Below are 16,779 nucleotides of genomic sequence, written 5' to 3' on the forward strand. Positions count from 1 at the left end.
CATTTATGGCACAGTCTTAACAATTTCAACCATGGCGATCAAAATACGAAAAGCTGAGACCGGGGACCTGAAGACTCTGGCCCGTTTTGAGCAGGAACTCATCCGTGCAGAACGACCGATGGACCCAACCATTAAACCCGACCCGGTTACTTATTATGACCTGCAGGAACTGATCAGTAACCCCGAGGTGCATTTCCTCGTGGCAGAGATAGATAATAAAGTGATCGCCTGCGGTTATGCCCGCCCTAAACCGGCCCGGCCTTACCTGGATCATACCGATTACGCCTACCTGGGCTTCATGTATACAGACCCGGAATACCGTGGGAAGGGAATAAACAAACTGTTGATGGGGCACCTGGAGCACTGGGCCGGAAAGCAAGGGCTTAACGAATTGAGGCTAACGGTGTATACGGAAAACTACCCTGCCATCAGGGCCTATGAAAAAGCCGGATTTGCGAAGCACCTCATAGAGATGCGGTACCGCAGGGAATAGCAGAACTTCTTATCAGGATATGGAGATATCATCCGGCTTGTCGTATTTTTGAAAAAAACACCAGATGGAATTTCAGAATACCCTCGCTTACGCAAGAAAACTTGATGAAGAAGACCCGCTCAGGTCGTACAGGTCTGAATTTCATTTTCCCGAGCACAATGGTAAGCCTGTCATCTATTTCACCGGGAATTCCCTGGGATTACAGCCAAAACGCACCCAAAAATATATAGACGAAGTGATGTCTGACTGGAAGAATATGGCTGTGGAAGGTCATTTTAAGGCAGACAAACCCTGGTGGGATTACCACGAACGGCTGGCTGCGCCGCTTGCGAAGATCGTCGGGGCCAAACCAGAGGAGGTTTCGGTGATGAACACCCTTACGGTTAACCTTCATTTGCTGATGGTTTCTTTCTATCGCCCGGACAAGAAAAGATTCAAGATCCTTTGTGAAGAGAAAGCATTTCCTTCTGACCAGTATATGCTGCAGAGCCAGGTGAGGTTTCACGGATTTGATCCGGAAGAGGCTGTTGTGACGGTAAATAAGAGAGAAGGAGAGAACTTCTGGCGAACAGAGGATATTGTGGCTAAGATCCACGAAGTAGGGGATGAGCTGGCCCTGGTGATGATAGGAGGGCTCAATTACTATAACGGGCAGGTTTTTGATATGAAGACCATCACCGAAGCTGGCCATGAAGTGGGGGCAATGGTAGGCTGGGACCTGGCCCATGCTGCCGGTAATATTACCCTGAAACTGCACGAGTGGGATGTGGATTTTGCCGCCTGGTGCAGCTATAAATATATGAACAGCGGCCCGGGGAATGCCTCGGGTGTCTTCATTAACGAAAAGTACCTGGATCGTACGGATATCCCCAGGTTCGAAGGCTGGTGGGGTACCAAGAAGGAAACCCGTTTCCTGATGCGGCCCGAGTTTGAACCTATTTCTACCGCCGACGCCTGGCAATTGAGTAATGCCCCGATCCTGTCGGTTGCTCCTTACCTGGCATCGCTGGAACTGTTCGAGGAAGTGGGAATGCCGGCTCTGATCAAGAAGCGCAACAAAATTGTCGCCTACCTGGAATTCATCCTGAAAGAAATTGATAAAGAAGTAGACAGCAGTTTTGAGATCATCACCCCGGAAGACCGCGGGTGCCAGCTCTCGGTATTTCTTCACGGAGAGGGACGTCCGCTCTTTGATTTCCTGATGGAGAACGGCGTTATCCCTGACTGGCGCGAACCCAACGTGATCCGGCTCGCCCCGGCACCGTTCTATTGTAGTTACGAAGATATGTATCATTTCGGGCAGTTGCTCAAGAAAGGAATTCTCGAAAAAGTTTCCTGAGTTTTACGGAAGTGATCTATATTTAATACTTCACACTCCGGGTATTAATACCGGGATGCACCGCATTCTATGAGCTCACTTCAACTGATACTCTCCAGGTCCAGGTATTTTGCACCGGCCTGGGTCTTTGCGAGTCTCAATATCTGGTTTGGCACCTGGGCCATCTATATCCCGGCGGTAAAAAGCCAGTTGGGGATTGATAAAGCCAGCCTGGGAATCGCGCTCTTTTGCCTGTCTTTAGGTGTATTTGCGATCTTCCCCGTGGCACCCAGGCTCGTTAACCGAATGGGAGTAGGAAAAGCTACCTGGTACGCTGTGCTGGCGGCCAGTGTTGCGGCATTACTGCCGTTACTGGTGAACGACTTTTACCTGCTGATGTTATCCCTTTTCTTTTTCGGAGCTACCAATGGATTCCTCGATATTTCCATGAATACCCTCGTGACCGAGATCGAGAAGGAAGATGGGAGAAAGTTCATGTCTTCCGCTCACGGGTTTTTCAGCCTGGGCGGGGTGATTGCCGGGTTGGGCAGTTTTATGATCCCGGTTATGCCATCTCCTGCTATTCATATGTTGATCGTGGTGCTGGTGGTGCTGATCATAAATTACAGGTTTCACCGCCATTATCTCCATATCAAGGCGGCTCCTGTGGAAAAAGAACCTTTCAGCCTGCGGTTGTTCCGGCCTCTGTTGTTATTGGGAATTGTTTCTTTTATCGTCATGGCCAGTGAGGGTGCTGTTGTAGACTGGAGCGCCCTGTATCTTAAAGAAATCAGTATGGCCCCAGAGGTGCTCCTGGGATCAGGCTTCCTGGCATTTTCCATCACGATGACCCTGGGCCGTTTCCTGGGTGACGCGATCAGTGCCAGGATAGGGTCGGTAAAGATCGTTGCTCTGGGAATATTGGTCGCCATAGCTGGTTACCTCGCTGTCCTGGCAAGCTTCACTTACGTGGCCATTCTCGGGTTCGCTTTGATCGGCCTGGGGTTTTCCGTGATCATACCGGAGTTGTTCCGTATCGGAGGTCATGTGAAAGGGGTGGATTCCTCCCAGGGAGTGGCCTTCATCGCAGGATCGGGTTATGCAGGCTTCCTGATGGCGCCGCCCGTGCTCGGCTTCCTTGCAGAAAGTTCGTCCCTGAAGATCAGTTTTATGGTGCTGTTGGGAGGGTCCCTGGTTGTTCTTCTCGCTACGCTGCGCCTTAGGGCAAAGCAGTGACCTTTTATTCCATCGCCACTTTCAGGTCAGTAAAATATAGCCTGGAACCGCTTTCCTCGTTCTTGTGCATGGTGGCGATTAGTAAGCCTCCAAAGTCCTTATAATCCTCCCAGGTGGTACTCAGGTTGGGTTCGGGCGCATTTGCTTTCCTGAAACTCCATTCTTTCACCCGGTAATCCTCGCCCAGGTAGAAATCGTAGGCATCCCCGGGGGTGTACCCGCCTTCGTTCCCGTAAACAATAGTCAGCTTATTCATTTTACTCCCCGATACAGGTGCAGTTACCGCTTCCTGGTATTCATACTCAAAATTATCCTGGTCCCAAACCAGCTGGTAAGGAGCGAGCAGCCAGTATTTGTCGTTGATAAAACTGGCATCAGCTTTCATATTAAGACTATCTACCTCCTTGCGGTTATAGCTCAGGGTATCTGCGCTCATCTGCATGGTCACCGCCTGGCTTCCGGGTTCCCAGCGCCAGTGCCGTTCAAAATGGGTAGTGTCCCTGTCCACGTTAAAAGTAAACTGTATCTGGCGGACATCCTTCCAATGCTCATACCCGTGCGCATAAGCGACTTTTTCCAGGATGGTTTTTTCTTCTTCAGCCGTTCCCGGTTTTTCCGTTGGGTTCTTGCAGGATACTGTGGTTAATAAAACTAAGAGAAGTAAAAGGAGCGACTTTTTCATTATTCATCTTTTTTCAAATATACAGGCTTAAAACAATGTGTTCCAAATTGTTTTAGCACGGGATGGGGATAAAAAAAAGAGACAAGGATAGATCCTGTCTCTTTTTTTAGTCGACTTGTATAAATACCATTATCAGTGTTTCGCCAGTAACTGTCTGCCTTTTTTGATCTGTATGATCGGAAATTCTGTTCGCCTGTTCAGCTCCAGTTCATCAGCCGTGCAATCTGATCTGCCCGTACAGTCGTTTACCGGTTCCCTTTTCCCGAATCCTTTGTAAGATACGATCTGATCAGGGGAAACCCCGTGAGCGATCAGGTATTCATAGGTAGATCTGGCCCTTCTTTCCGAAAGATCATCATTATAGGCATGGCTACCCACGGGATCGGTATGGGCTTCCAGGCGGATGATCATTTCCGGATAGGTCACGGTCATCAGTTTTACTACCTTATCTAATTCCCTTGCCGCATCCGGCCGGATATCGTGTTTGTTGAAATCAAAATATATCTTTTTCAGGTTAGCAAGCAGTTTCAGGTCCAGTACCGGTTCCAGGATGATATCCTGCCTCATGATACGGGTTGTGAGAGGCGTCACGTAGGTGTTAAAATATACGGACTTATGGGGATGTGTACGGCGTACCGCCTCCAGCATATAATTCCGCTCCCTGTTGATGAACATACTGTAGTAACCATTTGAATCCGTGGTTACTTCTCCCTCCTTGATACCTGTCTTCTGGTCATAGATGGTGATTCGCACACTATCCAGGGGCTGTCCGTTCACTCCGTCATGTACGTATCCTTCCACGGTAAGGGAAGGGGTGAACTTGAATTTATAAATATCATCACTGCCTTTACCACCTTCCCGGTTAGAACTGATATAACCGAAAATTCCATTTTCATGGGCGTAGTAACCAAAATCGTCTGCACCCGAATTGACCGGGGTTCCCAGGTTGATCACATCGACGATCTTCCCTTCTTCGTTAGTAATAGTGGAGAAGATGTCTAATTGCCCGTACCCGACGTGCCCGTCAGAAGAGAAGAACAACTGGTTTTCGTTATTGATAAAAGGGAACATTTCGTTTCCTTCCGTATTCACTACCGGGCCGGCATTGATCGGCGGACCAATTCCCCCTCTTTCATGGATCTCAGAATAATAGATATCTGTGCCCCCGAAGCCTCCAGGCCTGTCAGAGGTATAATACAACCTCCTGCCATCGGGACTTACATAGGGGTGACCCGTGGAATAATAATCGCTGTTCATCGGCAGGCTTTTGTTTACCTTCCACTCCCCATTTTCTTTCTCAGCGCGATAGATCTTCAGGTTCAGTTCTTTCTCTATCCCGTAGGCTTTTTTATTCTTATAAAAATTATTCCGGGTAAAGTAGATGACTGTATCCTTCTTATAATCGGTGGTGAAGATGAGGTTACTTTCATGGAACTTCGTGTTTACATCACCATTCACCAGTTCCGGGATGGCACCGGGAACATCCTCCCTGATCCTGAAGAGATCCAGCCAGGGCTCATCATTCCATCCGTATTCTTCCCCATCCACCTGCTCTTTACTTGAGGAAGCAAAGTAGAGGTAACCATTTTGTGCAAAGACCCCGAAATCACTTTCTTCGGTATTAAAATCAGCCAGCTCTACAGTATAACGCTGGCGACTGTTGAACACTACCGAGGCCAGGTTCCCGTCTTTCAGGAAACGCTTCACCCGGGAGTCGTTCTTGTTGTATTTCTTGTATTTCTTCAACCATTTTTCAGATTCATCATACTGCCCGTCACTATAGAGAGCCATAGCGTACTTAAAATAGTAATCTGTGGGTACGCTGGAGTTGTTGATGATCTTTTCAAAATGTGGTAAGGCCTTCTTGTAATCACGGATCAGCAGGTAACATTCTGCCAGCTGTTGATGGGCGTGATCCAGGTTAAAACCACCTTCTACCATCTTCTCATACTCCTTGATCGCTTTACTGTAAGCAAACTGGCCGAAAAAATAGTCACCTCTTTTCTGTGCCCCGTATTGAGCCATACCCAATTGCATGGTAAAGCTCAGAAGCACTATCAGAAACTTCGTGTATTGGTTCTTCATAATGCGGTTTTTAAAAGTACCTGGGGGATTTAGCAGGTCCTAGTTTTTTAAATCCAGTTTCATAGATCAGGATCACTTCATGTGTTCCCGAAGAATAAGGTTTCAGGTCCCCGGTAGGGGTGTCATAGGCATATCCGATCCGGAAATCCTTACTGATCTGGTAATCGATCAGGGCTCCGAAGCCGGACGAATTATTTAGTCTGTAGGTTGCTCCAAACCAGATCTTTTCTGAATAAAGGAAATAAGCCGAAAGGTCATAGGAAGAGGGAGCACCATTGGTGAACTTGCTCAACATGGTAGGCTTGAATTTCAGATTTGCTGATAGATCTACCACGTACCCGCCGATGGCGTAATAACTGTTCCGTTCAACGGCCTGGAATTCTCCCTCGTTTAGGTCTGTATTGAGGATTCGGGGAGAGGAGATCCCAACGTACCAACGATCCGTGCTCAGGAAGGTTCCTGCACCGATATTCGGGGACCATTGGGTGAAATTAGCATTGAAAAACGGGTCGCTGCCATCCGGACTTTCCAGGTAATAGTTCGTAAAACCGGCTTTTAACCCGAACGAGAGCTTTGCAGCCTGGGTAACCGGGATGGTATAGGAAAAATCTCCGTAGATATAATTGGTCTTTTCAAAACCTAGACGGTCATTGATATAGGATAACCCTAAGCCGATCCTGTCATTCCGCAATGGAGCGTGCAGGGAAAAAGTATTGGTCCTCGGGTTTCCTTCTATCCCTGTCCATTGGTTCCTGTGCAGGGCCGTCAGGTTGAGCGTACCCCTGCTGCCTGCATAGGCCGGGTTCACTGATATGGTATTGAACATGTACTGGGTGAACTGTGGCAACTGCTGGGCGTTGACTCCAGAGCATACTACCAGTATCATCAGTACGATGTATTTCTTCAGACTTTCCATTTTAGTAGGTTTAGTTGGTTCCGAGATAGATATAACCGTTGATAGGCTCCATTTCCTTATTACTCACCTCGATGATGTAATAGTAGGTTCCGGCAGGAAGCATACCCGAATTTCCGAAAGCGCTATTTGGGGAATAGCCGCCCCAGTCGTTCTGGTAGTTCTGCCCGTCAAATACTTTCGCACCCCAACGGTTAAAGATCATCACGTGAAAACTGAAGTCACAATACTCAACTCCTGTAATCTCGAAGTAATCATTCATACCATCTCCATTAGCAGTAACGGTTTTAGATGCAATAATATTTTCCCGACCACAAGGAACACAGTCAGAATTCACATTGATCACGAAGTCCACGTAGTATTTGCAAGTGCCTCCTGTAGAGGTATATTGCACTTCGTATACCCCGACTTCCAGTTCAAAAGGATCAAAGGTGCTTCCTTGTAGTTCAGTAGTTCCCGAAACCAGTTCAAAGGTTCCATTAGTGTCAAAACCTGCAGGCAGGTAGTTGACCAGGTCTATTGCGGGATCTTCCACGCAAATGTCAATTGATACAGTTTCAAGGGCAGGCTGCAGCACAAAAATGATCTGCTCAAAGAGCGCGCTGTTACCACAGGCATCTGTTACTGCCCAGCTGCGGATGATCATGAAATCTTCCGAATCTTCAGAGAACTGCGTTTCTTCTGTATAGTTAACTTCATAGTCTCCACATCCCCCGGAGAATTCCAATACGGGAACTTCAGGGATCTCATCACCACATAACAGGGAGATCTCTTCCTCGTATGCACTGGCCGTGATTGGACCTGTGGCAGGGACAGCAATGGTCTGTGTATGCGTTACACTGTTCCCGGCACAGTCCGCGGCCGTCCATACCCTTGTTATCATATAACCATTCATACAATTGGCATCATTCGTAACAGTCTCCTCGAAAACTACGATGACGTCAGGGCTACAGTTATCATTTGCAGTAAGGACGGCAGCAACCGGAACAGTATCACAAGTCACTGTCATATCGGTCGGCAGGGCTTCTGCAAATTCAGGTGCCTCGGTGTCTATCACTGTGATTACCTGGCTGTGCTCACGAACATTGCCCACACAGTCGGTTACTATCCAGGTCCTGGTAATGCTGTATTCTGTAGCACATTCGTCATCCTGTCCGCTGATCACTTCCTGGAAATCGATCGTATAAGCACATCCTTCTGCGTTCAGGTTAATTTCCGCAATGGCCGGGATGTCATCACAACTGGCAGTTTCATCTGCAGGGAAATCATTGGTGCTGTCATTATCCAGTATAGTTCCAGAAGCATCCCCGTTGTTGATGTTCACCAGGATATTGGAAATATTGGACAGCCTGACGATGAATATCTCGGTACTTTCGATTATGATATCATCAGTAACCGGCACAGTGATGTCATACGACTCTCCGTCTGTACCCGTAAAACTGAGGGTACCTGCGGTCTCAGTATAATCCATATTACTGGTCGCAGACATTTCCAGCGTAGTATAATCCACACTAAAACCACCCTGGACATTTCCCGTCAGGACTACAGTAAAGATTGCAGTACCGTCTGCCTCGTTAATCATTACATCTGTAGCAGTAAAGTCGAGCCCTGTTCCATCTACAGCGTCATTATCCAGGATATTACCATTGGCCACAGGGGTATTGATGGTGATCAGGTCCGTGGTAAGGCCGGAAAGGTTCAGCTGGAACGACTCTGTGAATTCGATCAGGTTGTCATCTTCGATCAGTATTTCTATAGTGTGAGTTTCCCCGTCGTTACCGGCAAAATTCAATGTACCGGCATTGCTGAGGTAATCAGCAGGAGCTTCCGCGGTACCGTCCGTGGTCGCAAAATCAACACTGAAACCATCCTGGGTAGCACCTGTAAGAACCACACTGAATACAGCACTGATTCCATCTTCATTTACATTCACCTCGGTGGCTGTAAAATCAAGTCCTGTACCTGCTACCGCATCATTATCGATGATGTTCCCGGTCGCCTGGTTATCATTGATAGTTATCAGGGTAGTAGAGAGGTTAGAAAGATTAACTACGAAGTTTTCAGTCTCTTCTATTAAAAGGTCTTCATTGATATCGATCACGATCTGCTGGGTCTCCCCGTCAGTACCTGCGAAGGTCAGGGTACCACTCTTGGAATCGTAATCCCCGTTAGCCACAGCAGTACCATCAGCAGTAGCGTAATCCAGGGTGAATCCACCTTGAACAGCTCCCGTAAGGGTTACGGTAAAGGTTGCAGTTCCGTCCGCTTCGTTTACGGTTACGTTGTCATTAGAGAAATCGATCCCTGTTCCGGCACCACCGTCGTTATCGGTGATGTTCCCGGTCGCCTGGCTATCATTGATAGCGATCAGGGTAGTGGAGAGGTTAGAAAGATTAACTACAAAGTTTTCAGTCTCTTCTATTAAAAGGTCTTCGTTGATATCGATTATGATCTGCTGGGTCTCCCCATCAGTACCGGCAAAGGTCAGCGTACCACTCTTCGAGTTATAATCACCTGCGCCCGTTGCACCGGCAACAGCAGATCCATCAGCAGTAGCATAATCCAGGGTGAATCCACCTTGAACAGCACCGCTAAGGGTTACGGTAAAGGTTGCAGTTCCGTCAGCCTCGTTTACGGTTACGTTGTCATTAGCGAAATCGATCCCTGTTCCGGCACCACCGTCGTTATCGGTGATGTTCCCGGTCGCCTGGTTATCGTTTATAGCGATCAGGGTAGTAGAGAGGTTAGAAAGATTAACTACAAAGTTTTCCGTCTCCTCGATTAATAGATCTTCATTGATATCGATCACGATCTGCTGGGTCTCCCCGTCAGTACCGGCGAAGGTCAGGGTACCACTCTTGGAATCGTAATCCCCGTTGGCCACTGCAGTACCATCGGCGGTAGCATAATCCAGGGTGAAACCACCTTGTACCGCACCGCTTAGGGTTACGGTAAAGGTTGCAGTTCCGTCAGCCTCATTCACGGTTACATCATCATTCGAGAAATCGATCCCTGTTCCGGCACCACCATCGTTATCGGTGATATTCCCGGTCGCCTGGTTATCATTGATAGCGATCAGGGTAGTAGAGAGGTTCGAAAGATTTACAAAGAAATTCTCAGTCTCCTCGATTAATAGGTCTTCATTGATATCGATCACGATCTGCTGGGTCTCCCCGTCAGTACCAGCGAACACTAATTGTCCGGCAGCAGCATCATAATCACCTGCACCCGTCGCACCGGCAACAGCAATACCATCGGCGGTAGCGTAATCCAGGGTGAATCCACCTTGTACAGCACCGGTAAGAGTTACAGTGAAAGTAGCCGTACCAGCACCTTCATCAACAGTTACATCATCATTCGAGAAATCGATCCCCGTTCCGGCACCACCATCGTTATCGGTGATGTTCCCTGTCGCCTGGTTATCATTGATAGCGATCAGGGTAGTGGAGAGGTTCGAAAGATTAACTACAAAGTTTTCAGTCGCCTCGATTAAAAGATCTTCATTGATATCGATCACGATCTGCTGGGTCTCCCCGTCAGTACCAGCGAACACTAATTGTCCGGAAGCAGCATCATAATCACCTGCACCCGTCGCACCGGCAACCGCAGTACCATCAGCAGTAGCATAATCCAGGGTGAATCCACCTTGTACCGCACCGCTAAGGGTTACGGTGAAGGTTGCAGTTCCGTCAGCCTCGTTTACAGTTACATCGTCATTCGAGAAATCGATCCCTGTTCCTACACCACCGTCGTTATCGGTGATATTCCCGGTCGCCTGGTTATCATTGATAGCGATCAGGGTAGTAGAGAGGTTTGAAAGATTAACTACAAAGTTTTCAGTTTCTTCTATTAACAGGTCTTCATTGATATCGATCACGATCTGCTGAGTCTCCCCATCAGTACCTGCAAAGGTCAGGGTACCACTCTTGGAATCGTAATCCCCGTTGGCAACAGCAGTACCATCAGCGGTAGCGTAATCCAGGGTGAATCCACCTTGAACAGCTCCGCTAAGGGTAACGGTAAAGGTTGCAGTTCCGTCAGCTTCATTTACGGTTACATCATCATTAACGAAATCGATCCCTGTACCTGCACCACCGTCATTATCGGTAATGTTCCCGGTCGCCTGGTTATCGTTGATAGCGATCAGGGTAGTGGAAAGGTTAGAAAGGTTAACTACAAAGTTTTCAGTTTCTTCTATTAACAGGTCTTCGTTGATATCGATCACGATATTCTGGGATTCCCCGTCAGTACCTGCGAAGGTCAGCGTACCACTTTTGGAATCGTAATCACCATCAGCAACAGCAGTACCATCAGCAGTAGCATAGTCCAGGGTGAATCCACCTTGCACAGCACCGCTAAGGGTTACGCTAAAGGTTGCAGTTCCGTCAGCCTCATTCACGGTTACATCATCATTCGAGAAATCGATCCCTGTTCCGGCACCACCGTCGTTATCGGTGATGTTCCCGTTTGCCTGGCTATCATTGATAGCGATCAGGGTAGTGGAAAGGTTCGAAAGATTTACAAAGAAATTTTCAGTCTCCTCGATTAATAGGTCTTCATTGATATCGATCACGATCTGCTGGGTCTCCCCATCAGTACCGGCAAAGGTCAGCGTACCACTCTTGGAATCGTAATCCCCGTTAGCCACGGCAGTCCCATCAGCGGTAGCGTAATCCAGGGTGAATCCACCTTGTACAGCTCCGGTTAGAGTTACAGTGAAAGTAGCCGTACCAGCACCTTCGTCAACAGTTACATCGTCATTCGAGAAATCGATCCCTGTTCCGGCACCACCGTCGTTATCGGTGATATTCCCGGTAGCCTGGTTATCATTGATAGCGATCAGGGTAGTGGAGAGGTTCGAAAGATTAACTACAAAGTTTTCAGTCGCTTCTATTAAAAGATCTTCATTGATATCGATCACGATCTGCTGGGTCTCCCCATCAGTACCGGCAAAGGTCAGCGTACCACTCTTGGAATCGTAATCCCCGTTAGCCACGGCAGTCCCATCAGCGGTAGCATAATCCAGGGTGAATCCACCTTGTACAGCTCCGGTAAGAGTTACAGTGAAAGTAGCCGTACCAGCACCTTCGTCAACAGTTACATCGTCATTCGAGAAATCGATCCCTGTTCCGGCACCACCGTCGTTATCGGTGATGTTCCCTGTCGCCTGGTTATCGTTGATAGCGATCAGGGTAGTAGAGAGGTTTGAAAGATTAACTACAAAGTTTTCAGTTTCTTCTATTAACAGGTCTTCATTGATATCGATCACGATCTGCTGGGTCTCCCCGTCAGTACCAGCGAACACTAATTGTCCGGAAGCAGCATCATAATCACCTGCACCCGTCGCACCGGCAACAGCAGATCCATCAGCAGTAGCGTAATCCAGGGTGAATCCACCTTGCACAGCACCGCTAAGGGTTACGCTAAAGGTTGCAGTTCCGTCAGCCTCGTTTACGGTTACATCGTCATTAGCGAAATCGATCCCTGTTCCGGCACCACCATCGTTATCGGTGATGTTCCCGTTTGCCTGGTTATCATTGATAGCGATCAGGGTAGTGGAAAGGTTAGAAAGGTTTACTACAAAATTCTCAGTCTCCTCGATTAATAGGTCTTCATTGATATCGATCACGATATTCTGGGTCTCCCCGTCAGTACCTGCGAAGGTCAGCGTACCACTTTTGGAATCGTAATCACCATCAGCAACAGCAGTACCATCAGCAGTAGCATAGTCCAGGGTGAATCCACCTTGCACAGCACCGCTAAGGGTTACGCTAAAGGTTGCAGTTCCGTCAGCCTCATTCACGGTTACATCATCATTCGAGAAATCGATCCCTGTTCCGGCACCACCGTCGTTATCGGTGATGTTCCCGTTTGCCTGGCTATCATTGATAGCGATCAGGGTAGTGGAGAGGTTCGAAAGATTAACTACAAAGTTTTCAGTCGCCTCGATTAAAAGATCTTCATTGATATCGATCACGATATTCTGAGTCTCCCCGTCAGTACCTGCGAAGGTCAGCGTACCACTTTTGGAATCGTAATCCCCATTGGCAACAGCAGTACCATCAGCAGTAGCATAATCCAGGGTGAATCCACCTTGAACAGCACCGCTTAGGGTAACGGTAAAGGTTGCAGTTCCGTCAGCTTCATTTACGGTTACATCATCATTAACGAAATCGATCCCTGTTCCTGCACCACCGTCGTTATCCAGGATATTTACATTCGCACTTGCATCGGCAATGCTAAGATTCCCGGTTGCAGAGAGATTAGAAAGTAACACCAGGAAATTCTCGGTAATTTCTATAAAGTCATCATTGATGATAGGAACGGCAATGGTCATTGCGGCACCATCAGCAGCGTTGGCTCCCCAGTTCAGTTGTGAATTCATACTGGTATAATCTACATTGGGGGTGGCAGAGGCACCGCCGCTGGAGGTCTCATAATCCATGCTGAAAGGCTCCTGTACAAATCCTGAAAGGATCACCTGTACGTTGGCAAAACCGGCGTCCTCGTTCACATCAATATCTGAAATGTTCAGGGTAGCACTGTCATTATCCAGGATAGTAGCTTCTCCTTCATTATCGTTGATAGTGATCTCTGTAGTGGAAAGATCAGAAAGCAATACTGTGAAATTTTCAGTGGCTTCCACGATGTTGTCGTCGTTAATATCCACTATTAAAGTTCTTGTCTCGGCATGGTTCCCGTTAAAGAATTGCGAGGTCAGCGGTAAAGCGGTAAAATCAGCCGGGGCAACTGCTGCTGCATTAACGGTCCTGTAATCTACCGTAAACCCACCGGCTACCTCACCGACCAGGCTGATGGTAAATAAAGCAGATCCCACATTTTCATTAACGATCACATCGCTGATGCTTAATCCTATTGGGTCGCCGTTCTTAGTAACAAATATTTTTTGAATGTGTTCAGTCGTATTTCCGGCACAATCTGAAGCGGTCCAGGTACGCACGATAGTATACGTGGTACTGTTGCTATCCCCAATATAGCTCTCCACCATATTCACCTGTGGGTTACTGTCACAAGTGTCGGATGCTGTAAGGATTTCCGGGGCAGGAATATTGTCGAAAGCTGCTGCTGTATCAGCAGGCAGGGTTTCATTGAACAGGGGCGCCGTAGTATCTTCAACAGTAATGACCTGGGTAAAAGTCTCACTTTCCCTTCCGCAGGCGTCTGTGAATACGAAGGTATTGGTATATGTTCCGATGGCGTCACAGCCGGGGGCGGGTACAAAAGCACCACTGGTCTTCTGGATAGTAAAGTTGCAGGAAGCATACGCCGGCTCCAGGGACTGGGCGGCATTCAGCCCGGCAGTGTCCTCACAGGAAACCGTACGATCTAGTGCACCAGCCGTGGTAGCCCACTCAACCTGGTCCGGGGTATTGATGGTCACGACACTTGGGTCGTGGTTACCAAAACCACATTCGTTCTGGGTTCCTGAACTATTTGTTGTCTGCTTATCACCATTAATAACTCCCTTATAGGTGGCTACCATCTGAATAGAGAAATTTCCCGTACAACTTCCTTCCAGGAAATAGCACGGGTCTTTTACCACCATGTCGAACTGTATAGAATAAGGATCATCATCCACATCGGTATAACCATCATCTACAGTAAAGGTGAGTTCCCTGCTCCCCGCTTTATAATCATAAGAGATCCAGGATGGCAGGCTGATAGGTTCAACCAGTTCTACTTCAGGGGGAACTATCCCTACCAGTTCCAGGTCGCGGATATCATCATTACCGGAGTTCTTTACATTAACTACCATGGTAGCAGTTTCACCCGCGTCATAGGTACTGTTCAATGGATTGGTAGTAAAGTCGAGCGATCCCAGGTTAGGTTCGTAGACCTCCACCGAAAGTCCAACCAGGAAAAGACCGTAAGACTCTGATCCCGAGGTAGCTCTCAAGTCTGTCTCGGTCTGATTATTCGCGATCAGGGTATTTCCCAGGTTATTAAGTTTAAAGATAGAAGCATCAAAACCAAGGGTGTTTGTACTGGCAGGGTTCCGATTGATGAAATCCTCTTCTATTCCTGTAATGTCATTAGGTTTTGTAATCCTACTGTTAAAGAAGTTGTCGGTTCCGCGTTTAAGGGAACTCAGTTTTTCCCAGTTTCCATCTGGTTTTCTGATCTCGAACTTATCACCAGATAATACCCGGTCACCTTCAATAACACCAAGAACAAAATCGGCTTTTACCTCCCCGAAAGGGATAGTCTGGAAACCGTCTATGTTAAATTCTGTAGTCTGGTTGTTAGCAACGTGTGCATACCCGTCAAAAAGAGAAATATTTCTCCTGGTGAGATCCGGTGACTGATACACAAATACGATCTGCCATCCGCCTGCAACACCAAAATTTCCCCCGTTGTGTGGGTTAAGTCCGCCATGCGATGCCTTTAAGTTAGCAACCTGATATTTTCCGTAAGGATCTCCCAAAGATGTTACCTCGTTGGTAATATCCTTTATACATACATATGGATCATTATAGAAGTGCTCATCACGTCCGCGGTATAATACTTCGTCCGCAGTAATTGTAGAATATGTAGTCTGACCCGGCAGTTGTAACTTCAGCTGGTTATGTGCCCAGCTTTCGTCGTTCAGTGTACTTCCACCCGCTTCTTTATCAGATGCAGCCCAGTAAAGGTAAACCTTCACGAATTCCAGGCATCCTGCTCCCGGTTCCGGGTTGGTCAGGTTGGCACTACTTGAATTAAAGGTAGAGGTATCACCGTCAATATCTACATACACCCCTGTCCCATCCTGGTTATCTGTATTCCCGTGGTAGGAATTAATTGGATGTTGATTTAGAACATTGTTAGCGATCATCGTTACATTTCCTGAAACGGTTCCGACATAACGAGGCTCAAATTTTTTCTTCTCCTGGGCCTGGGCCAGGAAAGTGAAACTGAATAATACCAGGGCGAAAAGAAATCGCACCGGAGCGTAGGTAGTTTTTTGCATGGGTCGGTTATTAATCCGTACTGGAATTAATTGCGTTGGTCTCCCGATGGAAAAATCCATACGGTGAAAAAGCCTGGAGGAAAGTGATTGGAGTTGATCCAACCGTGCGTTGATCTTGAAAGTAGTTTTGTAATCCATAGCTTCGTCCGTTTTGGGGTTAGACTTTAAGCGTTAATTTTCAGTAGGTTAAACTGTGTACCAAAGAAACGGCCAATTAAAGATTATGCTTAGAAACAGGCGATTAAGGCTGCAAATACTCGATATAGAACCAAAGTCTCGTTGAACGGGCCGCTTTTTCCGACATAGGAAATCGGTCATTTGTAAGTAGGTATCGTTCAATAGGCCGTATAATGGGATGAATGGAAGGGGCCCAATTCTAGTCAGGGCTCACTTGTAGGAATCTGACAGAATTTATTTGGGTGTATTTTAGCAGAAAAGAAGCTTGGCAAAATGGGGTTGAATTGTTTACATTTGAAACAAATAAATATCTACGATGAAGAGTAAGAAGAATAAAGTACAGGAAGCTATTGACGAAAAATTATTGGATGAAAGAAAAGTGTTTCTCTGGGGAATGGTCAACGACGATTCTGCCAAGCATGTCATAGACCGCCTGCTTTATTTAGATATGCAGAATAACAAGGAAATACAATTGTTTATCAACAGCCCCGGGGGATACGTTACTTCCGGTTTTGCTATTTATGATACCATTACTTCGTTAAAGAGCCCGGTGAGTACTATTTGTACCGGCCTGGCTGCATCCATGGGTTCCATACTGTTATCTGTCGGTAAGAAGGGAAGGCGCTTCATTCAGCCCCACGCCAGGGTAATGATCCATCAGCCTAGTGGAGGAGCACAGGGACAGGCTTCTAATATAGAAATACAAGCCAGGGAGATCCTGAAAACCAAGGAGATCGGGGCCCGGATCCTTGCAGAAAATTGTGGACAGACCTTTGAGAAGATCATGAAAGATTTTAACCGGGATTACTGGATGGATGCCCAGGAATCTATCGACTACGGTATAGTAGACGGGGTCTGGAAAGAATAATAATTCAGCAATTCACTATAGAAGCCGGGCATCACC

The 16,779-nt window shown here is 47.3% G+C and carries 8 protein-coding genes; 4 read left to right on the forward strand and 4 right to left on the reverse strand.

The window, feature by feature from the left end; translation table 11 throughout:
* The first annotated feature begins 31 nt into the window (after window positions 1-31).
* From CLV82_RS07020 to CLV82_RS07030, 3 genes are all read left to right on the forward strand, one after another.
* Complete coding sequence (locus CLV82_RS07020) at window positions 32-493, forward strand: GNAT family N-acetyltransferase (protein ID WP_133643620.1); 462 nt, start codon at window positions 32-34, stop codon at window positions 491-493.
* 64 nt (window positions 494-557) lie between these two features.
* Entirely contained in the window at window positions 558-1,832 is a 1,275-nt protein-coding gene (kynU, locus tag CLV82_RS07025) for a kynureninase (RefSeq protein WP_133643621.1), read from the forward strand.
* Between the two features lie 69 nt (window positions 1,833-1,901).
* The gene (locus CLV82_RS07030) at window positions 1,902-3,047 is read left to right on the forward strand and encodes an MFS transporter (protein WP_133643622.1); all 1,146 of its coding nucleotides are present in this window, start codon (window positions 1,902-1,904) and stop codon (window positions 3,045-3,047) included.
* A gap of 4 nt (window positions 3,048-3,051) precedes the next feature.
* Here the strand turns inward: CLV82_RS07030 and CLV82_RS07035 are convergent, their stop codons facing one another.
* The 4 genes from CLV82_RS07035 to CLV82_RS07050 form a co-directional block, all read right to left on the reverse strand.
* Entirely contained in the window at window positions 3,052-3,729 is a 678-nt protein-coding gene (locus CLV82_RS07035) for a hypothetical protein (protein ID WP_133643623.1), read from the reverse strand.
* Between the two features lie 132 nt (window positions 3,730-3,861).
* Entirely contained in the window at window positions 3,862-5,814 is a 1,953-nt protein-coding gene (locus CLV82_RS07040) for an OmpA family protein (RefSeq protein ID WP_133643624.1), read from the reverse strand.
* A gap of 10 nt (window positions 5,815-5,824) precedes the next feature.
* On the reverse strand, window positions 5,825-6,730 hold the full coding sequence (locus CLV82_RS07045) for a PorP/SprF family type IX secretion system membrane protein (RefSeq protein ID WP_133643625.1): 906 nt from the start codon (window positions 6,728-6,730) through the stop codon (window positions 5,825-5,827).
* Window positions 6,731-6,740: 10 nt separating this feature from the next.
* Window positions 6,741-15,698 (reverse strand): Calx-beta domain-containing protein, encoded by an 8,958-nt coding sequence (locus CLV82_RS07050; RefSeq protein ID WP_166636680.1) that lies wholly within the window; start codon window positions 15,696-15,698, stop codon window positions 6,741-6,743.
* Window positions 15,699-16,191: 493 nt separating this feature from the next.
* Between CLV82_RS07050 and CLV82_RS07055 the strand changes: the two genes are divergently transcribed.
* Complete coding sequence (locus CLV82_RS07055) at window positions 16,192-16,743, forward strand: ClpP family protease (RefSeq protein ID WP_133643627.1); 552 nt, start codon at window positions 16,192-16,194, stop codon at window positions 16,741-16,743.
* Window positions 16,744-16,779 lie beyond the last annotated feature (36 nt).

The organism is Zeaxanthinibacter enoshimensis (genome assembly GCF_004362865.1).
GTDB classification, from domain to species: Bacteria; Bacteroidota; Bacteroidia; order Flavobacteriales; family Flavobacteriaceae; genus Zeaxanthinibacter; species Zeaxanthinibacter enoshimensis.